Raw genomic sequence first — 24,859 nt, 5'->3', positions numbered from 1 at the left:
CCTCAGGCACGGGCGGCCTCGCGGGCCGCGTCGCCGGCGGTGGTCTTGCGCAGGGTGAGGCCGCGCGGCGATTCCACGAAGCCGGCGGCGCGCAGGGCCCGCTCCACGGGCGTGCCGTAGACGAACGCTCCGTTGACCTGCTCGATGGTGAGGGTCTCGAGCCGCCGTGCCCGCGCGGTGCCCGCCAGGCTGGCGGCCGCGGCGGCGAGGGCCGCATCGTCGTCGGTGAACGCGAGCGCGGTGCGCCCGCCGCGCTCGAGATACAGCGTCAGAGACCCATCGACCTGCACGATGACCGCGCCCGCCTTGCGGCCCGGTCGCTGGCTGACGCCCTCGAGGCTCGGCCACGGCAACGCGGCGCCGTACGCGCTCGCGGGGTCGGTCGCGGCGAGCGTCTGGGCCCGCAGGGGCGCCGGGTCGGCGACCGACGCGAACTCGCGAATCCGGTCGATCGTCGCCGATGCGGCGAACTGCGCGGCGCCGAGCTTCTCGATCAGGTAGCCGCGCCGACAGTGCCCGGCCTGCTCGAACCCGGCCAGGATGCGGTAGACCTGTGCGAACCCTCCCGCGACGCCCTCGGCCTGCGCCGAACCGCGCGTCACGACGCCGTACCGGTCGAGCAGCAGCGAGGCGCCGGCGGTGGCCCGGGCGGCGGGGTCGGGCTCGCGCTCGGGCAGGAGCGACCAGCGCCCGGCTGCTGCGGGACGCGACGAGCGCTCGGCCGTTCCGGTCGTTGAGCGGGGCGCGGCGGGAATCGGCAGAGAGGTGCCGCGGAACATGCGGGAGCGCGGAGCGCGTCGCGCGGTGCGATGCGCCTGTGATCCTTGACCGAGCAGGGCTCGCACGGGCGCGAACGTGTCGTTGGTGACACGACCCGCCCACGCCAGGTTCCAGAGGGCGTCCAGCACCGCCTGCTCGTTGGGCGCGCCGGTGGCCTGCCGCAGCTGGCCCGCGAACCACGCACCGCCCACCGAGAGGGCGTCGAGCAGTGCCTGCTCGAGCGACTCGGCCGCGACCTCGTCGTCGACGTCGGCGAGGGTGAACGGCGCCGCATCCGCGGGGTGCAGCGCGATCCAGCCGTCCCGGCCGGGCAGCGATCCGTGGCCCGACCAGACGACCTCGCCGGTGGCCGTGAGTTCGTCGAGCAGAGCCGGCCGGTAGTCCGACACCCGCGCGGGAAGCACCAGGGACTCCCATGCGCTGGCGGGAATGGGAACTCCCGCGAGCTGCTCGATGACGGCGGCGACGCCGTCGATCCCCTCGAGCGGGCGGGAGACGTGCTGCCACGCGGGCAGAAAGCGCGCGAAGGCCTCGGGGGGAACGGGCTCGACACTGCCGCGGATGGCGGCGAGCGAGCGCATGCGCAGCCGGCGCAGCACCTCGGTGTCGCACCACTCGGTGTCGCCGGGCAGGTCGTCGCTCGCGGGCAGGAAGAAGCCGCGCGTGACGCGGCCCTGCGACTCGAGGCGCTGCAGGCTCTGGCGGGCGACGGCGACGCCCACGCCGAGACGAGCGGCGACGGCATCCGCCGTGAACGGCCCGTGCGTGCGGGCGTGGCGGGCGACGAGGTCGGCGAGCGGATCGTCCATCGGCTCGAGGAAGGCGAGCGGCACGCCCACCGGGAGCGCGACGCCGAGCGCATCACGCAGCCGTCCGGCGTCCTCGATCCCCGCCACCCGTGCGGCGCCGCCGATCGAGACCGAGATCGCGCGTTTGCTCTCGAGCAGGGTCTCGAGGTGGGCGGCCGCCGTCGACGGATCCGCGGCCCCCGCGGCAGCAGGAGGAGCGGAGCCGTCCTCCCCGGCCGTCGGGTCGAGATCGCCCTCGTCGGTCGGCTGCAGGCGCAGCGCGACCTCGTCGGCGGTGAGCGGGCCGAGCAGGCGCAGCAGATCGGCGACGCCCTCGACGCCGCGCACCCGGCGGTCGGGAGCGAGCCGCTGCGCCTCGCGCTCGAACTGGGCGATCACGTCGGGGTCGAGCAGTTCGCGCATCTCGACCCGTCCCAGCAGCTCCGAGAGCAGGGCCGGATCGACCGAGAGTGCGGCGGCGCGGCGCTCGGCGAGGGGCGAGTCGCCCTCGTACATGAACGCCCCGACGTACCCGAAGAGCAGGTCGCGGGCGAAGGGGGAGGGCTGCGTCGTGGTGGTCTCGACCAGGCGCACGCGGCGCTCGCCGATGCCGCGCAGCAGGCGCAGCAGCGCGGGCACGTCGTAGACGTCCTGCAGCACCTCGCGCAGGGTCTCGAGGATGATCGGGAACGTCGGATGCCGCTTGGCGACCTCGAGAAGCTGGGCGGAGCGCTGCCGCTGCTGCCAGAGCGGACTGCGTTTGCTCGGGTTCACGCGCGGCATCAGCAGCGCGCGCGCCGCGCACTCCCGGAAGCGTGACGCGAACAGGGCGGAGCCACCCACCTCCTCGGTGACGATCTGCTCGAGCTCGTCGGGGTCGAACACGAAGAGCTCGGCGCCCGGGGGCTCGGCGGCGGCATCCGGGATGCGCGCGATGACGCCGTCGTCGCTGGCCACCGCCGACCCTTCGACCCCGAGCCGCTCGCGGATGCGTGCATTCACCGCGAGCGCCCATGGCGAATGCACGCTCATGCCGTACGGGGAATGGAGGATGATGCGCCAGTCGCCGACCTCGTCGCGGGAGCGCTCGACCGTCAGGGTGCGATCGGTGGGGATGCTGCCGGCCGCCTCCTTCTGCTCGGCCAGGTGCGCGAGCAGGTTGCCGATCGCGCGGTCATCGAGCCCGGCGTCGCGCAGGCGCCGCGTGGCCGCCGCGCTGTCGGCCGTCGAGATCTCGCGGGAGAACCTGCCGAGCGCCTCGCCGAGCTCGGCGGGTCGCCCCAGCCCGTCCCCGTGCCAGAACGGCAGCTTGCCCGGCTGCCCGAACGCGGGCACCACGTTGACCCGGTCGTGCGTGATCTCGACGATGCGCCAGCTGGTGGTGCCGAGTGTGAAGACGTCGTTCACCCGTGATTCGTAGACCATCTCTTCGTCGAGCTCGCCCACCCGGGCGCCCCTGCTCTCGCCCGCGACGAAGACCCCGAACAGCCCGCGGTCGGGGATCGTGCCGCCGCTCGTGACCGCCAGGCGCTGCGCGCCGGGACGGCCGGTGATCGTGCCGGCGTCGCGGTCCCAGACGATGCGGGGACGCAGCTCGGCGAACTCGTCGGAGGGGTAGCGCCCCGCGAGCAGATCGAGGGTGGCTTCGAAGGCCGATCGTGGCAGGGTGCGGAACGGCGCGCTCCGGCGCACCTGCTCGAACCACTCCTCGACCGCCATCTCGCCCAGGGCCACGACGGCGACCGTCTGCTGCGCCAGGATGTCGAGCGGGTTCTGGGGGATCGTGATCGCCTCGATGCGCCCCGCCAGCATCCGCTCGGTGGTGATCGCCGTGTGCAGCACATCGGCCCGGTGCTTCGGGAACAGATACGCCCGGCTGATCTCGCCCACCTGGTGTCCGGCGCGCCCGACGCGCTGCAGCCCGCTGGCGGCCGACGGCGGTGCCTCGACCTGGATGACCAGGTCGACCGCTCCCATGTCGATGCCCAGTTCGAGGCTGCTCGTGGCGACGACGCAGCGCAGTCGACCGGCCTTGAGGTCCTCCTCGACCTGCGCGCGCTGCTCCTTCGACACCGATCCGTGGTGCGCGCGCGCGAGCACGGGAGGTGCTCCCGCGTCGGAGCCGGCCTGCGCCATCATCGCGGCCGGGATGGAGTCCTCGGGCAGGTCCACGCCGAGCCGCTCGGCATAGATCTCGTTGAGTCGACCGGTGAGTCGCTCGGCGAGGCGACGCGAGTTCGAGAACACGATCGTGGAGCGGTTCTCGAGCACGCGGTCGACGATCGCCTCCTCGACGTGCGGCCAGACCGAACCCGTCATCTCGGTGCTCTCCGGCCGCAGCCGGCTGTCGGCCGCATACCAGGCGTCGGATGCCGCGGCATCCGAGCCGTCCGGCCCCGTTCGCCGTTCCGATTCGGACTCGTGCCCGTCTCCGCTGTCGGTGCCGGTGTCGGTGCCGGTGCCGGAGCGGGCGCGCGATGCCGCGCCCGCGGCATCCGGAGCCGGTGGGGGATTGAGCATGTCATCGATCGGCACGACCACCGACAAATCGAAGGTCTTCTCGGCCTTCGGCGCGACGATGTCCACGGGCGCGGCACCGCCGAGGAATCGGGCGACCTCGTCGATCGGTCGCACGGTGGCCGAGAGGCCGATGCGCTGCGCGGGGCGCTCGAGCAGGGCGTCGAGCCGCTCCAGGCTGACCGCCAGATGCGCCCCGCGCTTGGTCGCGGCGACCGCGTGCACCTCGTCGACGATCACGGTGTGCACGCCCTGCAGGGTCTGCCCGGCCTGGCTGGTGAGCATCAGATACAGCGATTCGGGGGTCGTGATGAGGATGTCGGGTGGGTCCTGCACGAGCCGACGGCGTTCGTCGGTCGGCGTATCGCCCGATCGCACGCCGACCGTGACGTCGGGCAGCGCGATGCCCAGGCGCCTGGCAGCCTGCCCGATCCCCACGAGGGGGGAGCGCAGGTTGCGCTCCACATCGACGCCCAGCGCCTTCAGCGGCGAGACGTAGAGGATGCGGGTGCGCGCTCGGGTCGCCGAGGGATCGCGGCGGCGCCCGCGGGCCGGCGGCTGGTCGGACTGCGGCTCCTTCTCTCGGAACACGCGGTCGATCGCCCAGAGGAACGCGGAGAGCGTCTTGCCCGAGCCTGTCGGCGCGACCACCAGCGCATGCTTGCCGGCCGACACCGCCCGCCATGCCCCGGCCTGCGCCGGCGTGGGCGCGGCGAACGCCCCGCGGAACCAGTCCTGGGTCGCGGGGCCGAAGCGTTCGAGCACGTCGCCCATCGCCTCCATCTTGCCCCGGGCCGGCGACATGGCGGCAGGCCTCAGGGATGCGGGAGGGGAACCCGACCTGCCACAGTAGAGGCCGCGGCGCCACGGGGGCGTCGCGCACGGCGCAAGGAGTGTCATGTCGAGAGCCGCTGGTCTCCGTCTCCCCGGTGCCCGCACTTCGCTGCGGTTGTGCGCTGTCGCCGCCGCCGGTCTGCTGGCCCTCGCCGTGCTCTGGCCGACCGCGGCCGCCGCCGAGCCCGGCCTCGACGCGCCCGGAGCGACGGACGAGCCGGCGCCCGCGACCGAGGCGACGGTCGTCGACATGATCCACCAGGGCGGCCTGTTCGGCGGATTCGTCCCCTCGGCGACAGCCACGACCTCGTATCCGGCGACCGGGCTGCAGGACGAACGCACCGTGGAGACAGCGCAGATCGTGCTCGAAGAGCCGGGCGGCGGCGACCCCATCCTGACCTACTGCATCGACCTCGCCACCGAGACCGAGATCGGGGTGCACTACGAACTGGGCGACTGGACCTCGGCGAACGTGCCCAACCTGCCCTACGTCACGCACATCCTCGAGAACTACTATCCGCAGGTCCCGGGGGAGCCGGCGCTCGCAGACGATGCACAGAGGGTCGCGGTCGTGCAGGCCGCGATCTGGTACTTCACCGACCAGTTCGTCGTCGCTCCGGCCTATGCGCAGCACGACCAGGTGCGCACCATCGTCGAAGCGGCCCAGGCCGCCCTCGCCGGCGGTGCGCCACCCGCGCCGCCGCTGCCGACCCTGACCGTGACCCCTGCCCAGGCCGAGGCGCCGACCACCGGCGAGCTGGTCGGACCGTTCGCCGTGGGGGGCAGCGTCTCGTCTTCGATCCTCAGCACCTCGGGGGTCGACGTTCTCGCCGACGCGAGCGGAACCTCGCCGTTGAGCGATGGCGCGACCGTGGATCAGGGGTCCGAGCTGTGGGCACGGCACTCCGACGCGACGCCGTCGGAAGGGTTCGTCTTGTCGACCACCGAACCGGTCGTGCAGGGCAACGTCTTCTTGTACGACGGCGGCAATCCGGGGCGATCCTCGGCCCAGAAGCTGATCCTGGCGCAACAGGCCGATCTGCCCCTGCGTGCCGCCGCGCGGATCACGCCGTTCGCCGCGGGCACCCTGCACGTCGACATCGACGTGTCGGGAGCGGCCGCCGGCGAGCAGGGCGCCATCACCGTGGCGGCGACGTGCGTCGACGACCCCGCAGCGCCGGGCCGCTCGGCGACCCTCCCGGCCGGGACCGGGGCGGGAACCGCGCGCGTCCTGACGGTGGCTCCGATCGCCGCGGGCACGGTGTGCACCGTCGAGCAGACCGCCAACGGGGCGAACGACGACGTGGTGCTCACGCAGGCGAGCATCGCGCCGGCATCCGCCACCATCGTCGAGGACGCATCTGTGACGATCACCGTCGCAGATGTCTACGCCGCACCGGCGCCGCCGTCGCCAGAGCCCTCGCCCACGCACACCGCACTGCCGGCTACGGGTTCGAACGATGCGATGGCGTGGCCGCTGCCGACCGTGCTGCTGACCGCCGGCGGCGGACTGGTCCTCCTCGCCGCACTTCGCTCGCGGCGCGCGCGGTCCTGATCCCGACGCGACCCGGCACTTCCGGAGCCGTGGCGCGTCGACGGGCTCAGCCGGCGGTGAGCGCCGTCAGCCGCCCCTCGAGGAACGTGCGCACGTCGCCGAGCTCCTCCTCCGAGACACTGTGCGTCAGCCCGTCATAGACCCTGCCGACGAGGTCGCTGTGACCGGGGAGCCAATCCGCGGTGTGCGCGACCAGCTCCGGCGGGATCACGTCGTCCCTGGCGCCGCGTCCCCAGAAGACCGGTGGCGGATTCGCTGCCAGGGCGGCGTCGCCGGGCAGCATGCCGGGGGCCGCGTATCCGCTGAGGTTGACCGTGAACGCGACGCGCTCCGGCTGCACCCGCATCGCCTGCACGGCGACGGCGCCGCCCTGTGAGAACCCGAGCAGCCCGACGGAGGCCGCCCCGTCGGTGTGCTCGTCGAGCCACTGCAGCAGGCGCTCCGCCCCCACGGTCACGCCGGCCATGTCGCGCCCCTCCAGCCCCTCGATGGGATACCAGGAGTAGCCGGGGGCGGGCCAGGGGGGAGTGAGGGGCGCGCGCACTGCCGCGAACGCGAAATCCGCGGGGAGCAGCGGCGCGAGGGCGAACAGGTCGTTCTCGTCGGCGCCGTACCCGTGCAGGAGCACGAGCAGGTGGCGTCCGGCGGGATCGCCCGACCAGCGCACCACCCGCGGGTCAAGGGGCGGAGTGTCGCCGGGGCGTGAGGGCATGGAATCACTCATGTCCTCCATCCTCGCGCACCGTTCTCGTGCCGTGCCCGGCGTTCGCCCGACGCACTTCGCGGGTGCTTCGTCGCCCCACCCGCAGAATGCGTCGGATGAGCGGGGCGGGAGAGTGAGCTGCGGCGTGGGGGCCCCTCGGCGGCGCGCTGGGGAAGGCGAGGGCGCGCGCGGGGCACTGGGGTATACAGGAGTCATGCCGGTCCGCACTCCTGATCCCGACCCCCGCGAGCCCGACGACGACGGGAGCGGCCGTGATCCGCTCGGCGGCGCTGCCGGAAACCCCGGGTGGTTGAGCGACGTCGAACTCGCCGAGGCGCGCCGACGTCTGCCGATGCTGTACGTCGAGGCCGTGCCCGTGCGCACCGACGGGGTCGGCGCGGTGACCGAGGTCGGCATCCTGCTGCGGTCCACGCCCGTGGGCGAGATCAGCCGCACGATCGTCAGCGGTCGCGTGCGCTATGGCGAGAGTGTCCGCGATGCGCTCTTCCGCCACCTCGAGAACGATCTCGGGCCGATGGCGTTCCCGATGCTTCCCCCGCAGCCGTCGCCCTTCACCGTCGCCGAGTACTTCCCGATCCCCGGTGTCAGCGCGTTCCACGACGACCGCCAGCACGCGGTGTCGCTCGCGTTCGTCGTACCGGTCACCGGCACCTGCGAACCCCGGCAGGATGCACTCGAGGTGACGTGGATGCCGCCCGAAGAGGCCTGTTCCGACGCCCTTGCCGCAGAGATGGAAGGTGGGCGCGGCACCCTCGTGCGCCTCGCCCTGGCGAGCGTCGGCGCGCTGCGCTGACGGTGCACGCTTGTCGACGTCGAGTGGCCGTACCCGCCGGCTGACACCGGCGTCGCGCTGAGCCTGGGCTCTCCGGCCGGAGCGGCGGTCTATTGACCTGCCATCGGGCGCGCACTAGCTTGAGCATCAATGGCCCCGTAACGTGAAATACCCATTGCCGAGCGGTTCAGAGTCGAACGAATTGGTCTGGGGCCGACCCTACGCAGGGTGCCCGCACGACGTGCGTCTGCTGCTGCGTTTCGCCTTCGCTGATGTGCTCGCGATCGCGAGGTGAAGCCCATGGCCAACGTCGGACTTCTCTATGTCGGCGCCGTGCTGTTCATCAACGGGCTCATGCTCATCGGGGTCATACCCGGCAGGTCCGCCGCGATCCTGAACTTCTTCGTGGGCGGCATGCAGGTGGTCTTCCCGACGCTGATCCTGCTGCAGGGGGCCGGTGATCCCGCCGTCGTCTTCGGCGCCTTCGGCCTCTATCTCTTCGGGTTCACCTATCTGTACGTCGGGATCATCCAATGGACGGGGGTGAGCGGAGAAGGACTGGGATGGTTCTCGCTGTTCGTCGTGATCGTCGCGACCGTCGTGGGGATTCTGCAGTTCATCGGGGTCGGAGACCCGGTCTTCGGCGCCATCTGGCTGATCTGGGCCGTGCTGTGGTTCATGTTCTTTCTGCTCCTCGGGCTCGGCAAATCGGGCATCGAGAAGGCCACCGGGTGGTTCACGATCTTCGTGTCGTTCCTCACGGGGACCATTCCGGCGCTGTTCCTGCTCTCCGGCACCTTTCAGACGAACGTGCTCCTGGGGGGTGTGGTGGCAGCGCTCGGAGCGCTCGCCCTGATCGTGGCCGTCATCCTCGGGCGGAGCGGCCGCGGCGCCGAGCCCGCGCCTGTGCGCGTGGACGACGCGACCGCATAGACCATTGCCGCAATGCGACGGAGGAACCACATGCCGACATACACCTTCCGCTGTCGTGAAGGCGACGTCTTCGACGAGCGACACAGCATGGCTGGCGTCCCCGCGAACACGGTGTGCCCGCAGTGCGGGCAGCCCGCGGTGCGCCTTCCGAGCGCACCGCACCTGAGCGCCGCGGGCAGCGCCGCGTACGGCCTCATCGACCGCAGTGCGCGGAGCGCACATGAGCCGGAGGTCGTCCGTGGTGGCCTCCCCGGCGCCCCCCGGCGGTCGGGAGGTGGATACACCTCCAACCCGCTGCATCGAAAGCTTCCGAGGCCGTAGCCGACCCCGGCGGATCACCACAGAAGGAGAGAACAATGCCTGACGTCATCTTCCCGCTGGACTCGACGAAAAAGTTCGAGGACCAGGAGAAAATCGGCCACAACAGGTGGCATCCGGACATCCCGCCGGTGGCCACGGTCAAGCCGGGGGATTCGTTCCGCGTCGACTGTCGAGAGTGGTTCGACGGCGCCATCGTCAACGACGACTCCGCGGACGACATCCTCAATGCGCCGCTGCTGAGCGTGCACAAGCTGAGCGGTCCGTTCGCCGTCGAGGGCGCGAGACCGGGCGACCTGCTCGTCGTCGACATCCTCGACGTCGGTCCGATCCCGCAGGAGGATTCGGGCCCGCTCGCAGGACAAGGATGGGGATACACCGGGATCTTCTCCCGGAACAACGGCGGCAGCTTCCTGGTCGATCAGTTCCCCGACGCGTACAAGGCGATCTGGGACTTCTCCGGGCAGACGGCGACCTCGCGGCACGTCCCGGGGGTCTCTTTCACCGGGCTCATTCACCCGGGGCTCATGGGAACCGCGCCCTCTGCGGAGCTTCTCGCCAAGTGGAACAAGCGTGAGCGGGACCTCATCGCGACCGACCTGGATCGGGTGCCTCCGCTGGCTCTTCCCCCGGACCCTCGAGAAGCGGTGCTCGGTGGAGTTCCCGCGTCAGACGTCGATCGCGTCGCCGGCGAAGCCGCGCGCACCGCACCCCCGCGCGAGAACGGGGGGAACCAGGACATCAAGAACCTCTCCAAGGGCACACGGATCTTCTACCCGGTGTTCGTCGACGGGGCGAACCTGTCGCTCGGCGACCTCCACTTCTCTCAGGGCGACGGCGAGATCACGTTCTGCGGCGGAATCGAGATGGGAGGGTTCATCGACCTGAGAGTCGACATCATCCGGGGCGGAATGGACACCTACGGGGTGCAGGAGAACGCCATCTTCATGCCGGGCAACGTCGACCCGCAGTTCAGCGAGTGGCTCGCCTTCTCGGGGACCTCCGTGACGCTCGACGGCGAGCAGCGGTACCTCGATTCGCACCTGTCGTACCAGCGCGCGTGCCTGCACGCGATCGACTACCTCACCAAGTTCGGATACAGCCCCGAACAGGCCTATCTGCTTCTGGGGGCCGCACCGGTCGAAGGCAGGCTCTCGGGGGTGGTGGACATCCCGAACTCGTGCTCGACGGTGTACCTGCCGACGTCGCTGTTCGACTTCGATGTGCGCCCATCGTCGAACGGGCCGACGAGGATCGACGCGGGGATCGGAGCCCCTCGCTCGGCGAACAGCGCCTAGGCGGGAGGTCACCCACGAGAGACGCGCTCGTCGCGGGCGGTCGCCGCGACGAGCGCATCCACCAGAGCGTCCACGTCCTCGGCCCTCGTGTCGAAGCTGCACACCCAGCGCACCTCGCGCCGCGCGGCATCCGCGCCCGTGGGGGCGGGACCCCAGTCGTAGAACGAGAACCTCTCGCGCACCCGGCCAGCGACCCCTGCCGGCAGCGTCGCGAAGACCGCGTTGGCCTGCGTGGGCTGCGTCGGGACGACACCCGGTAGCCGGCCGCCTTCGATACCGGCGTCGAGCCGGCGTCGAAGGCGGGCGGCCATCGCGTTCGCATGGCGCGCGTTACGCAGCCACAGGTCTTCCTCGAGCAGCGCCAGCAGCTGCGCCGAGACGAAGCGCATCTTCGACGCCAGCTGCATGTCGAGCTTGCGCAGATACGTCAGTCCGTCGGATGCGGCGGGGTCGAGCACCACGATCGCCTCGGCCAGCATCGCACCGTTCTTCGTCCCGCCGAAGCTCAGCACGTCGACGCCCGCATCCCGGGTGAGAGCGCGCAGCGACACCCCGAGGGATGCCGCGGCGTTGGCGATGCGCGCGCCGTCCATGTGCACCCGCATCCCGAGCTCATGTGCGTGGTCGGCGATCGCCCGCACCTCGGCGGGCGTGTAGAGCGTGCCGAGCTCGGTGGACTGGGTCAGCGACACCACGAGGGGCTGCGCACGGTGCTCGTTGCCCCAGCCCCATGCTTCGCGATCGATCAGCTCGGGCGTGAGCTTGCCGTCGCCGGTCGGCACCGTGAGCAGCTTGATGCCGCCCACCCGCTCGGGTGCGCCGCCCTCGTCGACATTGATGTGCGCCCCGTCGGCCGCGATCACGGCGCCCCACCGGGGCAGCATCGACTGCAGCGCGACGACGTTCGCCCCCGTGCCGTTGAACACGGGGTGCACCTCGATGTCGTGCCCGAGCATCTCGCCGAACCGCTCCCGCAGTCGCTGCGTGTATGGATCGGCACCGTAGGCGCTGACGTGGCCGTCGTTGGCGGTCGCGATCGCCTCGAGCACGGCGGGGTGGATGCCGGAGGCGTTGTCGGACGCGAATCCGCGGACCGCCGGGTCGTGGTGTCGGTTCACGCGGTCAGCCTAGGCGGCACCGGGACGTGCGTGCGCGAATCGGAATACATCGCGCGGCGGATGCCACCGCGGCATCCGCCGTCGTAGCGTGAGGGTCGTGTTCCGCCCGCTCCGTCCGCTGCAGATCGCCGCCGACATGATCGTCGCGGCGCTGTTCGTGGTCATCCTGGGACCCCCGGAGTTCGGGGCGAGCGTCGGGACGGCTCCCGCCGGCTTCGTCCTCGGCTTCGTCGTGTGCTGGATGCTGGGCGCGGCCCTGGCAGTGCGACGTCTGTCGCCGGCGGTGGCGCTCGGCATCGCCTGGGCCGCTGCCATCGTGCAGATGGCGGGCGATCTGGGACCGCGACCCTCGGACGTGGCGATCTTCGCCGTGCTCTACGTCACCGCCGCCTACGGCACGCGCCTGGTGTTCTGGCTCGGCTTCGCCTCCGCCCTGCTCGGCGCGGTCGTCATCACGGGGTACATGTTCTTCGCGCCCGCGCAGGGCGGGGGCGGGACGGGGTGGCAGGACCTGCCGACGGCACTGTTCGTGCTGATCGCCGCGGGATTCGCGCTGCTGCTGTCGTGGACCGTCGGAGCCCTCGCACGCACCGCATGGCGGGCGCAGGAGAGCCGTCGAGCCCGCGACGAGGCCGAGCGCGCGCGGCTCGCCGAGCAGGAGCGCGGCCGGATCGCCCGCGACATGCACGACGTCGTCGCGCACTCGCTCGCGGTCATCGTCGCGCAGGCCGACGGCGCCCGCTACGCCGCGGCATCCGACGCGCAGGCCGCACCGGCCGCGCTCGCGACGATCGCCGGCACGGCGCGCGGGGCGCTCGCGGACGTGCGGCTGCTGCTGACGCAGCTGCGCCACGCCGAGGGCGCGGGCCCGCAGCCGACGCTGACCGACCTCGAGGCGCTCTACGCGCAGGTGCGTCACGCCGGCGTGGGCCTGCGGGTCGACGTGGACCCGGCACCGGCGGCCGCGCCGCCGGCTTCGCTGCAGCTCGCGGTCTACCGCATCGTGCAGGAGGCGCTCACCAACGCCCTGCGGCATGGCGGCGGCGCTCCGGTGGATGTGTCGCTGGCGTGGTGGCGCGACGCGGTGGATGTCGTCGTGCGCAACGCCGCGCCGATCCGCGAGATGCGCGGGGCCACCGAGGGCCACGGCCTGATCGGCATGCGCGAGCGGGCCCACCTGGTCGGAGGCACGCTGTCGGCCCGTCAGGAGGACGGCTTCTTCGTCGTGCGAGCGCGCCTGCCTCTGGGGGGCGGAGCATGACCCCGATCCGCGTCGCGCTCGTCGACGACCACGCGCTGTTCCGCGCGGGCATCCGCATGCTCGTCGACTCCCAGCCCGACCTCGAGGTGGTTGCCGAGGCATCCGACGGCCGAGAGGGAGTCGCGGCGGTGCGCCGCACGCGCCCCGACGTCGTGCTGATGGACGTGCGGATGCCGGTGCAGGATGGCCTGGCCGCGACGGCCGAGCTGCTCGCCGACGCCGAGCCACCGCGCATCGTCGTTCTGACCACCTTCGACCTGGACGAGGCGGCAGCCCGGGCGATCCGGCACGGCGCCAGCGGGTTCCTGCTCAAGGACGCCGAGCCCGAGTTCCTGCTGCAGGCGATCCGCACCGTGCACGCCGGCAGCGCGGTGATCGCCGCCGCCGCCACGCGGGCGCTGTTCGCGCACCTCGACACGGCAGGCCCCGCGCCCGCCCCGCCCGCGTCGTACGGCCGGCTCACCGAGCGCGAGCGCGAGATCTTCGCTCTCGCCTCCCGCGGCCTGACCAACGCCGAGATCGCGGCGGGGGAGTACCTGTCGGAGGCGACGGTCAAGACGCACATCAGCCGCATCCTGGCCAAGCTCGAGGTGCGCGACCGTGTGCAGCTGGTGGTCTACGCCTTCGATCACGGTCTCGCCTGAGCGCTTGCGCCCGGAACAACCATGGCGCAAGCGTCCCTCGCCCCGGCGTGGGCGTCGCGCTCGGCGTACGCTCGACGCATGCCCGCGCGCCGTGAGACCCCCGCCGCCCGGATGCCGGACGACGCCCCTCGCATCGCCCTCGCCGCGCCGATCGACGGCGCCGGCGTGCTCATCCTCGCCAATCCCGGTTCCGGGCAGGCCGTCGTGCGCGCCGATCCGCTGCCCGTCATCGCGCGGCGGCTGCCTCTTGCGCGCATCCACGAGCTGCGCCCCGGCGAGGCGCCCGGCGACGTCGTGCGCGCGGCCCTCGCCTCGGCATCGCCCCCGACGGTGCTGGGCGTGCTCGGCGGCGACGGCTCGGTCTCGACGATGGCCGGCCTCGCCCGGGAGTACGGGCTGCCGCTGTTCGTGCTGCCCGCAGGAACCTTCAACCACTTCGCCCGAGCCGTGGGCCTCGACGACGTCGACGCGGCGATCGACGCCTACCAGCACGGCCGCGCGGTGCGGGTCGGGGTGGCGACGCTGACCGACGGTCAGGCCGTGCACACGGTGCTCAACACCGCGTCGGTGGGGATCTATCCCGACTTCATCGCACGGCGCGAGCGACGCAGCGGCCGGTGGGGAAAATGGCTCGCCGGCGTGTGGGCGGCCTGGCGGGTGCTCCGCGACGCGGAGCCGCTGGTGGTCGAGATCGACGGGCGCGAGACCCGTGTGTGGTCGGTCTTCGTCGGCGTCGGCCGCAACGACCCCCGGCAGGTCGCGACGATGCAGCGTCTCGCGATCGACGACGACGTGCTCGACGTGCGCATTCTGCACGCCCGGGGGCCGCGCCGGCACGCTGTGGCCTCGCTCGCGTTCGGGCGGCGCACGGTCGCACTCGCGCGCGGGCTGCGGCTGATGCCGCGGGGCCCCGAGCTCTCGCGCCGGCTGGCGGCATCCGTGCAGATCGCGGTGCACGCCCGCGCCGAGGACGTGCCGGGCTACGGGCACGACGGTGAGCTGGAGGCCGCGCCGGCCCCCGACGATCAGGGCCGGTACGTGCTGCGGATGACGATGCATCCCGGCGCCCTCGTCGTCGTCGCCTGACGAGGATCATCCTCGCGGCGGATGGGGATGATCCTGGGGGCCGATGCCCGGGGCGACGGCCCTGCGTAGCGTCACAGGAATGCAGATCACCTCTTCCGAACTCGGGCTCGCGGCCCGTGTCGAGCACCTGTCCAAGGCCTACGGGAACGGCGAGGGCGCGGTGCGCGCGCTCGATGACGTGAGCCTCGGCATCCGCCGCGGCGAGTTCACCGCCATCATGGGTCCCTCCGGGTCGGGCAAGTCGACTCTCATGCACATCATGGCCGGCCTCGACGCGCCGACCGCCGGACGCGTCTGGGTGGGCGACGCCGAGATCGGCCGGATGCATGACGCGGAGCTGACCATCCTGCGCCGGCGCCGTGTCGGGTTCGTCTTCCAGTCCTTCAACCTCGTGCCGACCCTCGACATCAAGGGCAACATCCTGCTGCCCTTCGACCTCGACGGCCGTCGGCCCAGCATCCGGGAGCGGTCGCGCATCGACGCGCTGATCGAGAGCCTCGGCCTCGAACAGCGACTGACCCACCGCCCGCACGAGCTCAGCGGCGGGCAGCAGCAGCGCGTGGCGATCGCCCGCGCACTCGCGACGGCTCCCGATCTGATCTTCGCCGACGAGCCGACGGGCAACCTCGACTCGCGCACCGGCCGGGAGGTGCTCGAGCTGCTGGGCGCCGCCTGCCGCGACCACGGCCAGAGCATCACGATGGTCACGCACGACCCCATCGCCGCCTCGTACGCGGACCGCGTGGTCTTCCTCGCCGACGGCCGGGTGGCCGCCGACAAGCCGCGTCAGAGCGCCGCCGAGCTGTCGGCGCACATGCTCGCCGCCGAGGGGGTCGCCGCGTGAGCGGTGGGGGGCGCGTCGCCTGGCTGCGTGAGCCGGGCATGGGTGCCAGCGTGCTCGTCGCGGGGCTCTCGAGCGCTTTCGGGGTCGTGCTGCTGACCGCGACCGCCTACATCGCCGCGCTGCTGCTGGCCGATCCGTACATCGGCGACAGCGGGACCCTCGCGGTGGTCGTCGGCATCCTCGGCGTGCTGCTGCTGGGGGTCGCCGTCTACGTGGGTGCGATGGTCACGGCCAACACGTTCGCGACGGTCGTGGCGGGGCGCACCCGCCGCATCGCCCTGCTGCGTCTGATCGGGGCGTCCGCCGGGGCGCAGCGACGCGAGGTGGCGACGCAGGGACTCGTCGTCGGAGTGATCGGCTCGGTCGCCGGACTCGTCGGCGGAACCGCACTCGCCGGTGCACTCGCCGCCGGTGCCGCGGTATGGGTCGATGCGCCCGCGGACGGATTCGTGCTGGTGCGCGGTGAGCTGCTGGTGCCGGCGGCGGTGGTCGCGCTCACGACGTGGGCGGCGGCGTGGGCCGGCTCCCGCCGGGTGCTCGCCGTCACCCCGCTGCAGGCGCTCGACGGGGCCCAGGAGGTCGCCTACGCCACGCTCGTGCGCCGCCGAGGCCGCCACGTCGCGGCCGGCGTTCTGACCGGCATCGGGGGCGGGATGCTCGCGCTCGGCATCGTGGTCGGACTCGTCACCCCGCTGGGCGTCGTGATTGCCTTCGTCGGTGGTCTGCTCTCGTTCACGGGGCTCTCGCTCGGGGCGGCCTGGGTCATGCCGCCCCTGCTGCGGCTGGTCGGGCGCGGCCTCGGTGGCGGCGTCGTGGGGCGCCTGGCGGCACAGAACGCGCTGCGTCATCCGGAGCGTTCCGCCCGCATGGCGATCGGCGTCGTCATGAGCGTCGCACTCGTGACGATGTTCGCCGTGGCGACGGAGTCGGCGAAGAGCGTGCTGGTCCGGTCGTCGGGGGGCGAGCTCCCGGCGGACCTGGTGGTCATGATCGACGCCTTCGCCGCCATCATGATGGGGCTCGTGGGCGTCGCGGCGGTCATCGCCGCGGTGGGGCTCGTGAACCTGCTGGCGATCGGCGTGCGGCAACGCCGCGCCGAGCTGGGGCTCTTGCGCGCGCTGGGCCTCAGTGCCGCCCAGACCCGTCGCCTCGTGCTGCTCGAAGCGGTGCACCTGACGGTGACAGGGCTGCTGTTCGGGCTGGTCCTGGGCGCGTTCTACGGCTGGGCGGGGGCGCAGTCGCTGCTCGGAGCCGTCCCCATGCCGCCGCAGTGGCAGACCGGCACGCTCGTGGCGCCGGCGGTTCCGCTCGCTCCCGTCGTGGTGGTCGTGGCGGCGACCGCGCTGCTCACGCTCGTCGCGGCGGTGCTGCCGACGCGCACCGCGACGCGCGTGTCGCCGCTGGCCGCCCTCTCGGCCCCCTGACGCCCCGACGACTCCGACGCCTCTGGCACCGGCATGGGGAGAACGGGATCAGGTGTTGCGCGGGAACCCGAGGTTCAGGCCGCCGTGCGACGGGTCGAGCCAGCGCGAGGTGACCGCCTTCTCCTGCGTGAAGAAGTCGAAACCCTGGGGGCCATACGCCTTGGCGTCGCCGAAGAGCGACGCCTTCCAGCCGCCGAACGAGTGGTAGGCCACGGGCACCGGGATCGGCACGTTGACGCCGACCATCCCGACCTGTACCTCACGCTGGAATCGCCGGGCGGCCCCGCCGTCGTTGGTGAAGATGGCGGTGCCATTGCCGTACGGGCTGCTGTTGATGATCCCCACCCCGTCCTCGTAGCCGGCGACCCGCACGACCGACAGCACGGGTCCGAAGATCTCGTCGCGGTACACGGCCGATGAGGTGGGCACCCGGTCGATCAGCGTGGGCCCGAGCCAGAAGCCCCCGGCATCCCCGTCGATATCGACGTCGCGCCCATCGACGACGACCACCCCGCCGTCGGCGCCCGCGGTCTCGATATAGCCGGCGACCCTGTCGCGGTGTGCTCGGGTGATGAGCGGTCCCATGTCGCAACCGCGCAGGCCATCGCCCGTGCGCAGCGTCGCCATGCGGTCCGCGATCTTGTCCACAAGGGCGTCGGCCACCGCGTCGACAGCGAGCACGACCGAGATGGCCATGCAGCGCTCACCGGCCGATCCGAATCCGGCGTTGACGGCGGCATCGGCCGCCAGTTCGAGATCGGCATCCGGCAGCACGAGCATGTGGTTCTTCGCGCCGCCCAGGGCCTGTACGCGCTTGCCGTGGGCGGCGGCCGTCGACGAGACGTATCGCGCGATCGGGGTCGACCCCACGAACGAGATCGCCCGCACCTCGGGATGCTCGAGGAGGGCATCCACGGCCTCCTTGTCGCCGTGGACGACCGAGAAGACGCCGTCGGGCAGACCCGCCTCGGCCAGCAGCGCGGCCATCCAGGTGGCGGCAGTCGGGTCCTTCTCGCTCGGCTTCAGAACCACCGCGTTGCCGGCGGCCAGCGCGATCGGAAAGAACCACAGCGGCACCATCGCGGGAAAGTTGAACGGACTGATCACGCCGACGACGCCGATCGGCTGCCGCAGAGTGTAGACATCGACGCCGGTCGAGGCGTTCTCGGTGTACGCACCCTTGGTGAGGTGCCCGAGCCCGCAGGCGAACTCGACGACCTCGAGGCCTCGGGCGATCTCGCCGTGCGCGTCGGCGAGCACCTTGCCGTGCTCGGCCGTGAGAATCCGCGCGAGCTCGTCTTTGCGCTCGTTCAGCAACTCGCGAAACGAGAACAGCACGGCTTGCCGTCTCGAGATCGATGCATCGCGCCACGCCGGCCATGCCGCCGCGGTCGTGGCGACGGCATCCGCGACGTCGTCGGCAGAAGCAAGGCGCACCTCGCGAGCGACCGTGCCGCGGGCGGGATCGTAGACGGGGGCGGTGCGCGAGGACGCGCCCGGCCACGCGCCGCCGCCCACCCAGTGGTCGAGGATCGGCAGGGTCGACGACCCGGTGGGCGCCGTGCTGGTGCTCTCGGTCATGTCTGTTCCTCTCTCGCCGCCCGCGGTGGGGCGGGGTATCAGCGGATGTCGCGGGCGACCTCGGTGAATGCCTCGTCATAGATCGCCGCGGCCTCGGCGACCTCGTCGGCGGTGACGACGCACGGCGGCACGACGTGGATGCGGTTCTCTGCGGTGAACGGCAGCAGCCCGCGGGCCACGAGCGCGGCCTTGAGCCGGGCGACCACGGTGGCGGGGACCGGCTCGCGGGTGCGCCGGTCGATCACCAGATCGAGGGCCCAGAAGACGCCCTCGCCGCGCACCTCGCCGATCATCTCGTGCCGCTCGGCGAGCCCGGCCAGGGCGGGCCCGATGGCCTCGGCGCCCACCCGCCGGGCGTTCTCGACGATTCCCTCGCCCTCCATCGCCTCCACGGCGGCCACGATCGAGGCCGCCGCCAGAGGGTGCCCGCTGTAGGTCAGGCCGCCGGGAAAGACGCGCTCGTCGAATCCGGCGGCGATCTCGTCCGAGATCACCACGCCCCCGACCGGCACGTATCCGGAGTTGACGCCCTTGGCGAAGGCGATCAGGTCGGGCTCGATGTCGTGGCCGTCGAAGGCGAACCAGCGCCCGGTGCGGCCGAAACCGGCCATCACCTCGTCGAGGATCAGCACGATGCCGTAGCGGTCGCACAGCGCGCGGACCCCCGCGAGGTACCCGGGTGGCGGGAGCAGGATGCCGGCGGTGCCCGGCACGCTCTCGAGCAGCACCGCCGCGATGCCCTCCGGCCCCTCGGACTGGATCACGCGCTCCAGGTGGCGCAGCGCACGCTCCGATTCCTCCTCGGGCGTCGTGGCCCAGAACTCGCTGCGATAAAGGAAGGGCCCGAAGAAGTGCACGTGCCCGCGCGCGTACTCGTTCGGCAGGCGTCGCCAGTCGCCCGTCGCGACGATCGCGGCGCCGGTGTTGCCGTGGTACGAGCGGTACGTCGAGAGCACAGTGTCGCGCCCGGTGTGCAGCCGGGCCAGGCGGATGGCGTTCTCGATCGCATCGGCGCCGCCGTTGGTGAAGAACACCTTCGACAAGGACGCCGGGGCTCGCGCGGCGATGCTCCGCGCCGTCTCTCCGCGCGTGAGGTTGGCCGTGGCGGGCCCGATGGTCGCCAGCGTGTCGGCCTGCTCGTGGATGGCGCGCACGACGGCCGGATGCTGGTGCCCGATGTTGACGTTCACGAGCTGGCTCGAGAAGTCGAGGTACCGCCGTCCCGAGTGATCCCACACGGTCGTGCCGCGCCCGCCCGCGACGACGATCGGGTCGAGCGAGCCCTGCGCCGACCAGGAGTGGAACACGTGCGCGGCGTCGAGTCGCTTCGCGCGTGCGTCGAGGTCTTCTGTCATGCTCTCGCCTTCTTCGGGGTCTGTCGTTTCGTCTCGTCGCTGCGCTCCTCGCTCAACGACCGGGGCCGGTGGTCCCGGCCGTTGAGCGAGCGGAGCGAGACGAAACGCTCGTGCGGTGGGTCAGTTGCCGCCCTCGACGAGCTCGACGTCGATGGGCTCGAAGGACTCGCCCGTCAGGTCGAGTCCCTCGTCGGCGAGCTCGTCGAGCGCCTGCTGGATGTACTCGTTCGAGTACGCGGTGGCCGGCGGCTCCTCGGTGATCAGCCGCGCACCGGTCTCGTTCTCGGCTGCGAGGGCGCCCGCGACCGTCTGATCCCAGGCCGCCTCGTCGATGATGCCGATGCCCTCGGGGGCGGGCCAGATCAGCTTGTTGGTCTCGTTCATCATCCACAGTTCGTGGCTGGGGCCCCACCCCGAACCCGATGCCAGGGTGATCTCGGCGGCCTCTTCGGGGTTCTCGGCCGCGAAGACCCAGCCCTTGATGACGGCCTTCAGGAACGACACGGCCGTCTCGGCGTACGCCGCGTCCGATTCGAGCCTCTCGGTGTCGGCCCAGATCGCGTCCTGCAGCATCGCGCCGCCGGTGTCCTGGTAGCTGATGACGTTGAAGTCCTCGGGGGTGTAGAGCTCGCCGGTGTCGGGGTCGACCGTCTCGAGCAGCTGCGCGTACTCGTTGTAGGTCATCGCCTGAGCTGCGTCGATGTCGCCCTGCAGGAAGGCGTTCATGTTGAAGTCCTGCGTGATGATCTCGACGGTGGTCGAGTCGAGTCCTTCCTCGGCCATCGCCGCGAAGATCTCCCACTCGTTGCCGAAGCCCCACGAGCCGATGGTCCTGCCCTCGAAGTCCGCGACGGAGTCGATGCCCGAGTCCGCCCAGGCGACCTGCAGGGTGCCCGATGTCTGGAAGATCTGGGCGATGTCGGTGAGGTTGGCGCCCGCCTCGATCGAACCGAGCACCTTCGGCACCCAGGCGATCGCGAAGTCGGCGTCGCCGGCCGCGAGCGCGTCCTGCGGCACGATGTCACCGCCCGAGGGGACGATCTCGACATCCAGGCCCTCTTCCTCGAAGAAGCCCTGCTCGGCGGCGGCGAAGTATCCGGCGAACTGTGCCTGCGGCAGCCACTGCAGCTGCAGCACGACGGGCGTCAGCTCGTCCTCTGCGCCGCCGGCCGCATCATCCTCGGTCGCTTCTCCCGAGCAGGCGGCCAGGACGAGCGTGGCCGAGAGCGCGAGAGCGCCCGCCGCCACTGATCGACGTGTGCTGTGTCTCATGTCGTTCCTTTCGGTTGGGTGGAGCAGGTGGTGGGTCCGGAGGCAGGGTCGTGGATGCCGCGGCCGGCGTCACCGGGAGCCGTTCGGCACCCGGCGCGAGACCACGCGCTCGAGCAGCGCGGTCGCGACGTAGAACAGCAGGCCGAGAGCGATGCTCGCGGCGACGTAGGCCCAGGCGCGGGCGTAGGCGCTCGTGGCGGCCGACGTCGAGATCGCGCTGCCGAGCCCGCCGCGGGGGCCGCCGAAGTACTCGGCGACGAGTGCGGAGATGACCGCGAGCGAGCTGGCGATGCGCACCCCGGTGAGCAAGTAGGGCAGGGCGGTCGGCAGGGTGACGGTGCGAAAGCCCTGCCCGGCCGTGGCCGAGTACGCCCGCATGAGGTCGCGATGCACGGGCCGGGTCTGCCGCAGCCCGCGCAGCGTGTTCAGGAACACGGGCACGAAGGCGGCCAGCGCAGCGATGCTCTGGCGCCCGAACTGGCTGTCGGCCCCGAACATCGAGTTGAGCACCGGCGCCAGTGCGACGATCGGCACGACGGCCAGCGCCGCGATGATCGGCGCCGACATGCCGTCGATGGCCCGCCATTGCGACGCCAGGGCGGCCAGCCCGATGGCGAGCACGCCGCCCACGACGAGTCCGATGAGCGCGTTCGTGCCGGTGATGAGGGCCGCGTCGCCGATCGGCCCGGCGAACTCGACGAGCTCGTCCAGGATGGATGCGGGGCTCGGCAGCAGGTACTCGGACACGCCCCCGACGGTCACGAGCAGCTGCCAGATCGCGAGCGCCACGACGCCGACGGCGATCGGGGCGACGACCCGCACGGTCTGCTCCGCGCGGGGGGAGAGCGTGCGAGGCGCCGCCTGCGTCTGAGACTGCGTCGCGCTCGTCATCGCCGTTCCCGCCCGCCGCCCGCGGGCACGCCGTGCAGGGCCTCGCGCACCGCCGTCACCCGCGCGAAGAAGCCGGGGTCTTCGCGCAGCGCGTCGTCGCGGGTGACGTCCGCGCCGAAACCGGTCTCGATCACGTCGGTGATCCGGCCCGGTCGCGGCGACATCACGACGACCCGGTGCGAGAGGAAGACGGCCTCGGGGATCGAATGCGTGACGAAGACGACGGCGGCTCCGGTCTCGCTCGCGATGCCCGCCAGCTCGGACTGCATGCGTTCGCGGGTCATCTCGTCGAGCGCTCCGAACGGCTCGTCCATCAGCAGCAGGCGGGGCCGTTCCGCCAGCGCCCGGGCGATCGCGACGCGCTGCTGCATGCCGCCCGAGAGCTGGTCGGGGTAGCGGTCGGTGAAGTCGGTGAGCCCGACCAGCTCGGTCAGCCAGGCGACCCGCTCGCGGCGCTCGGCCGACGGCATCCCATGCAGCTCGAGCGGCACCGCGATGTTCGCGCCGACGGTGCGCCAGGGCAGCAGCCCGGCCTGCTGGAACGCGATGCCGTAGTCCTGGTCGCGGCGGGCGCGGTCGGGGGATTTGCCGAAGACCTCGATCGTGCCGCCCGAGGCCGCATCGAGGTCGGCGATCAGGCGCATCAGCGTCGACTTGCCGCAGCCGGAGGGTCCGATCAGCGAGACGAACTCGCCCTCGCGCACCTCGAGGTCGACCCCCTCGAGGGCGTGCACTTCCCCGGCGCTGCCGGGGAAGGTCTTCGACACGCCCCGCACGTCCACCGCTGTCGTCATCAGGTCGCCTCTCCGCGTCGGTAGTTCTTCAGCAGCACACCCAGCAGGGCCACCGACCCGGCGGCCACCAGTCCCAGCACGACGGCTCCGAAGATGGGCCCCCACGGTTTGGCGGGGTCGCCGGAGGCCTGGCCCGCGAACTGGATCAGCAGGCGCCCGATCCCGCCCTGCAGCCCGGTCGACACCTCGGCCACGACCGCGCCGATGATGGCGTTCGCAGCCCCCAGGCGCAGAGCGGGCAGCAGGTAGGGCACGGCGGCGGGCAGCCGGAGTGCGCGCAGCGTCTGCCAGTAGCCGGCCGCGTAGGTGTGCATGAGCTCGGCGTGGATGCGGTCGGGCGACTGCAGTCCCTTGAGGGCGCCGACGGCGATCGGGAAGAACGCCAGATACGAGGCGATCACGGCGACCGACATCCAGTCCTGCCATTCGAATGCGCCGATCTCGATGCGCGAGCCCCAGCTGCGCACGATCGGGGCGAACGCGATCAGTGGCACCGTCTGGCTCAGGACGATCCAGGGCAGCAGGCTCCATTCGGCGATGCGCCAGCGCTGCATCACGAGCGCGAGCGCGAAGCCGACGACCGCGGCCAGCGCCCAGCCCGCGGCCGCGATGCCGAGCGTCATGAGGGCTGCGAGCGCGACCTCCAGCCACAGGGGGGCGGCGCCGTCGGCACGGGTGACGGGCTCGCCGAGGCGCACCAGCATGTCCCAGATGTGCGGCATCGACAGGTCGGTGGTGCGCGGCAGCATCCGCGTGTCGCCGATGACGACGCCGTCGTCGGGGGCGAGCGCCTTGTAGGCCTCCCAGGCCAGCACGACGGCCACCACGCCGGCCAGGCCCCACGCCCACGCCGACAGCGCGCGGCGATGCGCGGCGCCGGCGCCTGCATTCCCGCGTCTCGTCTCGCTGCGCTCGCTCGACGCCCGGGGCGCGGCCGTCATGCCGTCGCCGTCAGGTGCTCGGAGAGAGCGGGGATGACGGTCTCGCCGTAGACGCGCATCGTCTCTTCCTTGCTGTCGTGCTGCAGGTACCCGGCGAATTGCGTCACGCCGATCTCGCGCAGCCGTTCGAGCTTGGCGATGTGCTCCTCGGCGCTGCCGAGGATGCAGAAGCGCTCGACGATCTCGTCGGGCACGAAGTCGACGTGGTCGTTCTCCGCGCGTCCGTGGGAGTTGTAGTCGTAGCCCGTGCGTCCCGCGATGTAGTCGGTCAGCGCGCGGGGCACATCGCCATCCGGGCCGTATTTGGTGACGATGTCGGCGACATGGTTGCCCACCATGCCTCCGAACCAGCGGCACTGCTCGCGCATGTGCGCGCGGTCGGTGCCGATGTACATCGGGGCGGCCACGCAGAACGCGATCGACTCGGGGTCGCGGCCCGCGGCGGCCGCGGCATCCTTCACCGTCTTGATCATCCACTCGGCGATGTCGACGTCGGCCAGCTGCAGAATGAACCCGTCGCCGACCTCGCCCGTGAGCTTCAGTGCCAGCGGGCCGTACGCGGCCACCCAGACGTCCAGTTCCGAGCCGCGGCTCCACGGGAACTGCAGCGTCGCGCCGTTGTGCTCCACGGAGCGGGAGTTGGCGAGCTCACGGATGACGTGCACCGACTCGCGCAGCTCGCGAAGCGTCGTCGGCTTGCCGTTCGTGACCCGCACGGCCGAATCGCCGCGGCCGATGCCGCAGATGGTGCGGTTGCCGTACATCTCGTTGAGCGTGGCGAAGACGGATGCCGTCACCGTCCAGTCCCGCGTGGCGGGGTTGGTCACGAAGGGCCCGACCATGATGCGTCGGGTCTCGGCGAGGATCGCCGAGTGGATGACGTAGGGCTCCTGCCAGAGCAGGTGCGAGTCGAAGGTCCACGCGTGGGTGAAGCCGTGCGCCTCGGCGAGCTTGGCGAGCTGCACGGTGCGCGCCGCGGGCGGGTTGGTCTGCAGGACGACTCCGAAGTCCATCACGTGCCTTTCGTTCGGTCCCGGTCGTTGAGCGAGCGCAGCGTCCGCTCCCGGTCGTTGAGCGAGCGCAGCGAGTCGAAACGTGCGTACCCCGACCGCGTCATTTCGTCTCCTCG

The 24,859-nt window shown here is 71.8% G+C and carries 20 protein-coding genes; 10 read left to right on the top strand and 10 right to left on the bottom strand.

The annotated features are described in order from the left end of the window. Positions 1-2 precede the first annotated feature (2 nt). Positions 3-4,859 (bottom strand): DEAD/DEAH box helicase, encoded by a 4,857-nt coding sequence (locus M4I32_RS07675; RefSeq protein WP_319033977.1) that lies wholly within the window; start codon positions 4,857-4,859, stop codon positions 3-5. A gap of 124 nt (positions 4,860-4,983) precedes the next feature. Between M4I32_RS07675 and M4I32_RS07670 the strand changes: the two genes are divergently transcribed. After that, on the top strand, positions 4,984-6,474 hold the full coding sequence (locus tag M4I32_RS07670) for a thioester domain-containing protein (RefSeq protein WP_319033891.1): 1,491 nt from the start codon (positions 4,984-4,986) through the stop codon (positions 6,472-6,474). A 46-nt stretch (positions 6,475-6,520) separates the two neighbouring features. On the opposite strand, the gene M4I32_RS07665 is transcribed toward M4I32_RS07670, so the two are convergent. After that, the gene (locus M4I32_RS07665; protein WP_319033890.1) at positions 6,521-7,198 is read right to left on the bottom strand and encodes an alpha/beta hydrolase; all 678 of its coding nucleotides are present in this window, start codon (positions 7,196-7,198) and stop codon (positions 6,521-6,523) included. Positions 7,199-7,391: 193 nt separating this feature from the next. On the opposite strand from M4I32_RS07665, the gene M4I32_RS07660 reads away from it, so the two are divergent. From M4I32_RS07660 to fmdA, 4 genes are all read left to right on the top strand, one after another. After that, entirely contained in the window at positions 7,392-7,991 is a 600-nt protein-coding gene (locus M4I32_RS07660; RefSeq protein WP_319033889.1) for an NUDIX hydrolase family protein, read from the top strand. Between the two features lie 279 nt (positions 7,992-8,270). Beyond that, positions 8,271-8,903 (top strand): AmiS/UreI family transporter, encoded by a 633-nt coding sequence (locus tag M4I32_RS07655; RefSeq protein WP_319033888.1) that lies wholly within the window; start codon positions 8,271-8,273, stop codon positions 8,901-8,903. Between the two features lie 12 nt (positions 8,904-8,915). Beyond that, a complete protein-coding gene (locus tag M4I32_RS07650; RefSeq protein WP_319033887.1) occupies positions 8,916-9,224 on the top strand; it encodes a zinc ribbon domain-containing protein in 309 nt (102 codons plus the stop codon). A 35-nt stretch (positions 9,225-9,259) separates the two neighbouring features. Beyond that, a complete protein-coding gene (gene fmdA / locus M4I32_RS07645; RefSeq protein ID WP_319033886.1) occupies positions 9,260-10,519 on the top strand; it encodes a formamidase in 1,260 nt (419 codons plus the stop codon). Between the two features lie 8 nt (positions 10,520-10,527). Here the strand turns inward: fmdA and M4I32_RS07640 are convergent, their stop codons facing one another. Then, positions 10,528-11,637 (bottom strand): low specificity L-threonine aldolase, encoded by a 1,110-nt coding sequence (locus M4I32_RS07640; RefSeq protein ID WP_319033885.1) that lies wholly within the window; start codon positions 11,635-11,637, stop codon positions 10,528-10,530. Between the two features lie 97 nt (positions 11,638-11,734). Between M4I32_RS07640 and M4I32_RS07635 the strand changes: the two genes are divergently transcribed. The 5 genes from M4I32_RS07635 to M4I32_RS07615 all read left to right on the top strand — a co-directional run bounded on the left by M4I32_RS07635 (position 11,735) and on the right by M4I32_RS07615 (position 16,896). Continuing rightward, on the top strand, positions 11,735-12,898 hold the full coding sequence (locus M4I32_RS07635) for a sensor histidine kinase (RefSeq protein ID WP_319033884.1): 1,164 nt from the start codon (positions 11,735-11,737) through the stop codon (positions 12,896-12,898). Further along, complete coding sequence (locus tag M4I32_RS07630) at positions 12,895-13,542, top strand: response regulator transcription factor (protein ID WP_319033883.1); 648 nt, start codon at positions 12,895-12,897, stop codon at positions 13,540-13,542. Before M4I32_RS07635 ends, M4I32_RS07630 begins: the two co-directional genes overlap by 4 nt. Positions 13,543-13,620: 78 nt before the next feature. Then, positions 13,621-14,628, top strand: coding sequence for a diacylglycerol/lipid kinase family protein (locus M4I32_RS07625; protein ID WP_319033882.1), 1,008 nt, complete (start codon positions 13,621-13,623; stop codon positions 14,626-14,628). A 79-nt stretch (positions 14,629-14,707) separates the two neighbouring features. Beyond that, the gene (locus M4I32_RS07620; protein ID WP_319033881.1) at positions 14,708-15,472 is read left to right on the top strand and encodes an ABC transporter ATP-binding protein; all 765 of its coding nucleotides are present in this window, start codon (positions 14,708-14,710) and stop codon (positions 15,470-15,472) included. Then, entirely contained in the window at positions 15,469-16,896 is a 1,428-nt protein-coding gene (locus M4I32_RS07615; protein ID WP_413466798.1) for an FtsX-like permease family protein, read from the top strand. Before M4I32_RS07620 ends, M4I32_RS07615 begins: the two co-directional genes overlap by 4 nt. A 48-nt stretch (positions 16,897-16,944) precedes the next feature. Here M4I32_RS07615 and M4I32_RS07610 read toward each other — a convergent pair whose 3' ends face one another. From M4I32_RS07610 to M4I32_RS07580, 7 genes are all read right to left on the bottom strand, one after another. After that, positions 16,945-18,477, bottom strand: coding sequence for a CoA-acylating methylmalonate-semialdehyde dehydrogenase (locus M4I32_RS07610; protein ID WP_319033880.1), 1,533 nt, complete (start codon positions 18,475-18,477; stop codon positions 16,945-16,947). A 38-nt stretch (positions 18,478-18,515) separates the two neighbouring features. After that, positions 18,516-19,832: an aspartate aminotransferase family protein gene (locus tag M4I32_RS07605; RefSeq protein ID WP_319033879.1), complete on the bottom strand. Its 1,317-nt coding sequence runs from the start codon at positions 19,830-19,832 to the stop codon at positions 18,516-18,518. A gap of 120 nt (positions 19,833-19,952) precedes the next feature. Further along, positions 19,953-21,104: an ABC transporter substrate-binding protein gene (locus tag M4I32_RS07600; RefSeq protein ID WP_319033878.1), complete on the bottom strand. Its 1,152-nt coding sequence runs from the start codon at positions 21,102-21,104 to the stop codon at positions 19,953-19,955. Between the two features lie 69 nt (positions 21,105-21,173). Then, entirely contained in the window at positions 21,174-21,995 is an 822-nt protein-coding gene (locus M4I32_RS07595; RefSeq protein WP_319033877.1) for an ABC transporter permease, read from the bottom strand. Continuing rightward, complete coding sequence (locus M4I32_RS07590; protein WP_319033876.1) at positions 21,992-22,789, bottom strand: ABC transporter ATP-binding protein; 798 nt, start codon at positions 22,787-22,789, stop codon at positions 21,992-21,994. Before M4I32_RS07590 ends, M4I32_RS07595 begins: the two co-directional genes overlap by 4 nt. Continuing rightward, positions 22,789-23,730, bottom strand: coding sequence for an ABC transporter permease (locus M4I32_RS07585; protein WP_319033875.1), 942 nt, complete (start codon positions 23,728-23,730; stop codon positions 22,789-22,791). The genes M4I32_RS07590 and M4I32_RS07585 overlap by 1 nt, the downstream gene beginning before the upstream one ends. Continuing rightward, positions 23,727-24,743, bottom strand: coding sequence for a TIGR03842 family LLM class F420-dependent oxidoreductase (locus M4I32_RS07580; protein WP_319033975.1), 1,017 nt, complete (start codon positions 24,741-24,743; stop codon positions 23,727-23,729). The genes M4I32_RS07585 and M4I32_RS07580 overlap by 4 nt, the downstream gene beginning before the upstream one ends. Positions 24,744-24,859: the final 116 nt, after the last annotated feature.

Source organism: Microbacterium sp. LRZ72 (genome assembly GCF_033792225.1).
Taxonomy (GTDB): domain Bacteria; phylum Actinomycetota; class Actinomycetes; order Actinomycetales; family Microbacteriaceae; genus Microbacterium.
Note: the sequence above shows the minus strand (reverse complement) of the source record. Positions and strands in the feature narration are given on the sequence as shown.

Bases quoted from the DNA above. Each gene is read 5' to 3' on its own strand.
- M4I32_RS07675 (WP_319033977.1), bottom strand. From the start codon at position 4,859: ATGGGCGACGTGCTCGAACGCTTCGGCCCCGCGACCCAGGACTGGTTC.
- M4I32_RS07670 (WP_319033891.1), top strand. From the start codon at position 4,984: ATGTCGAGAGCCGCTGGTCTCCGTCTCCCCGGTGCCCGCACTTCGCTG.
- M4I32_RS07665 (WP_319033890.1), bottom strand. From the start codon at position 7,198: ATGAGTGATTCCATGCCCTCACGCCCCGGCGACACTCCGCCCCTTGAC.
- M4I32_RS07660 (WP_319033889.1), top strand. From the start codon at position 7,392: ATGCCGGTCCGCACTCCTGATCCCGACCCCCGCGAGCCCGACGACGAC.
- M4I32_RS07655 (WP_319033888.1), top strand. From the start codon at position 8,271: ATGGCCAACGTCGGACTTCTCTATGTCGGCGCCGTGCTGTTCATCAAC.
- M4I32_RS07650 (WP_319033887.1), top strand. From the start codon at position 8,916: ATGCGACGGAGGAACCACATGCCGACATACACCTTCCGCTGTCGTGAA.
- fmdA (WP_319033886.1), top strand. From the start codon at position 9,260: ATGCCTGACGTCATCTTCCCGCTGGACTCGACGAAAAAGTTCGAGGAC.
- M4I32_RS07630 (WP_319033883.1), top strand. From the start codon at position 12,895: ATGACCCCGATCCGCGTCGCGCTCGTCGACGACCACGCGCTGTTCCGC.
- M4I32_RS07625 (WP_319033882.1), top strand. From the start codon at position 13,621: ATGCCCGCGCGCCGTGAGACCCCCGCCGCCCGGATGCCGGACGACGCC.
- M4I32_RS07620 (WP_319033881.1), top strand. From the start codon at position 14,708: ATGCAGATCACCTCTTCCGAACTCGGGCTCGCGGCCCGTGTCGAGCAC.
- M4I32_RS07610 (WP_319033880.1), bottom strand. From the start codon at position 18,477: ATGACCGAGAGCACCAGCACGGCGCCCACCGGGTCGTCGACCCTGCCG.
- M4I32_RS07605 (WP_319033879.1), bottom strand. From the start codon at position 19,832: ATGACAGAAGACCTCGACGCACGCGCGAAGCGACTCGACGCCGCGCAC.
- M4I32_RS07600 (WP_319033878.1), bottom strand. From the start codon at position 21,104: ATGAGACACAGCACACGTCGATCAGTGGCGGCGGGCGCTCTCGCGCTC.
- M4I32_RS07595 (WP_319033877.1), bottom strand. From the start codon at position 21,995: ATGACGAGCGCGACGCAGTCTCAGACGCAGGCGGCGCCTCGCACGCTC.
- M4I32_RS07590 (WP_319033876.1), bottom strand. From the start codon at position 22,789: ATGACGACAGCGGTGGACGTGCGGGGCGTGTCGAAGACCTTCCCCGGC.
- M4I32_RS07585 (WP_319033875.1), bottom strand. From the start codon at position 23,730: ATGACGGCCGCGCCCCGGGCGTCGAGCGAGCGCAGCGAGACGAGACGC.
- M4I32_RS07580 (WP_319033975.1), bottom strand. From the start codon at position 24,743: ATGGACTTCGGAGTCGTCCTGCAGACCAACCCGCCCGCGGCGCGCACC.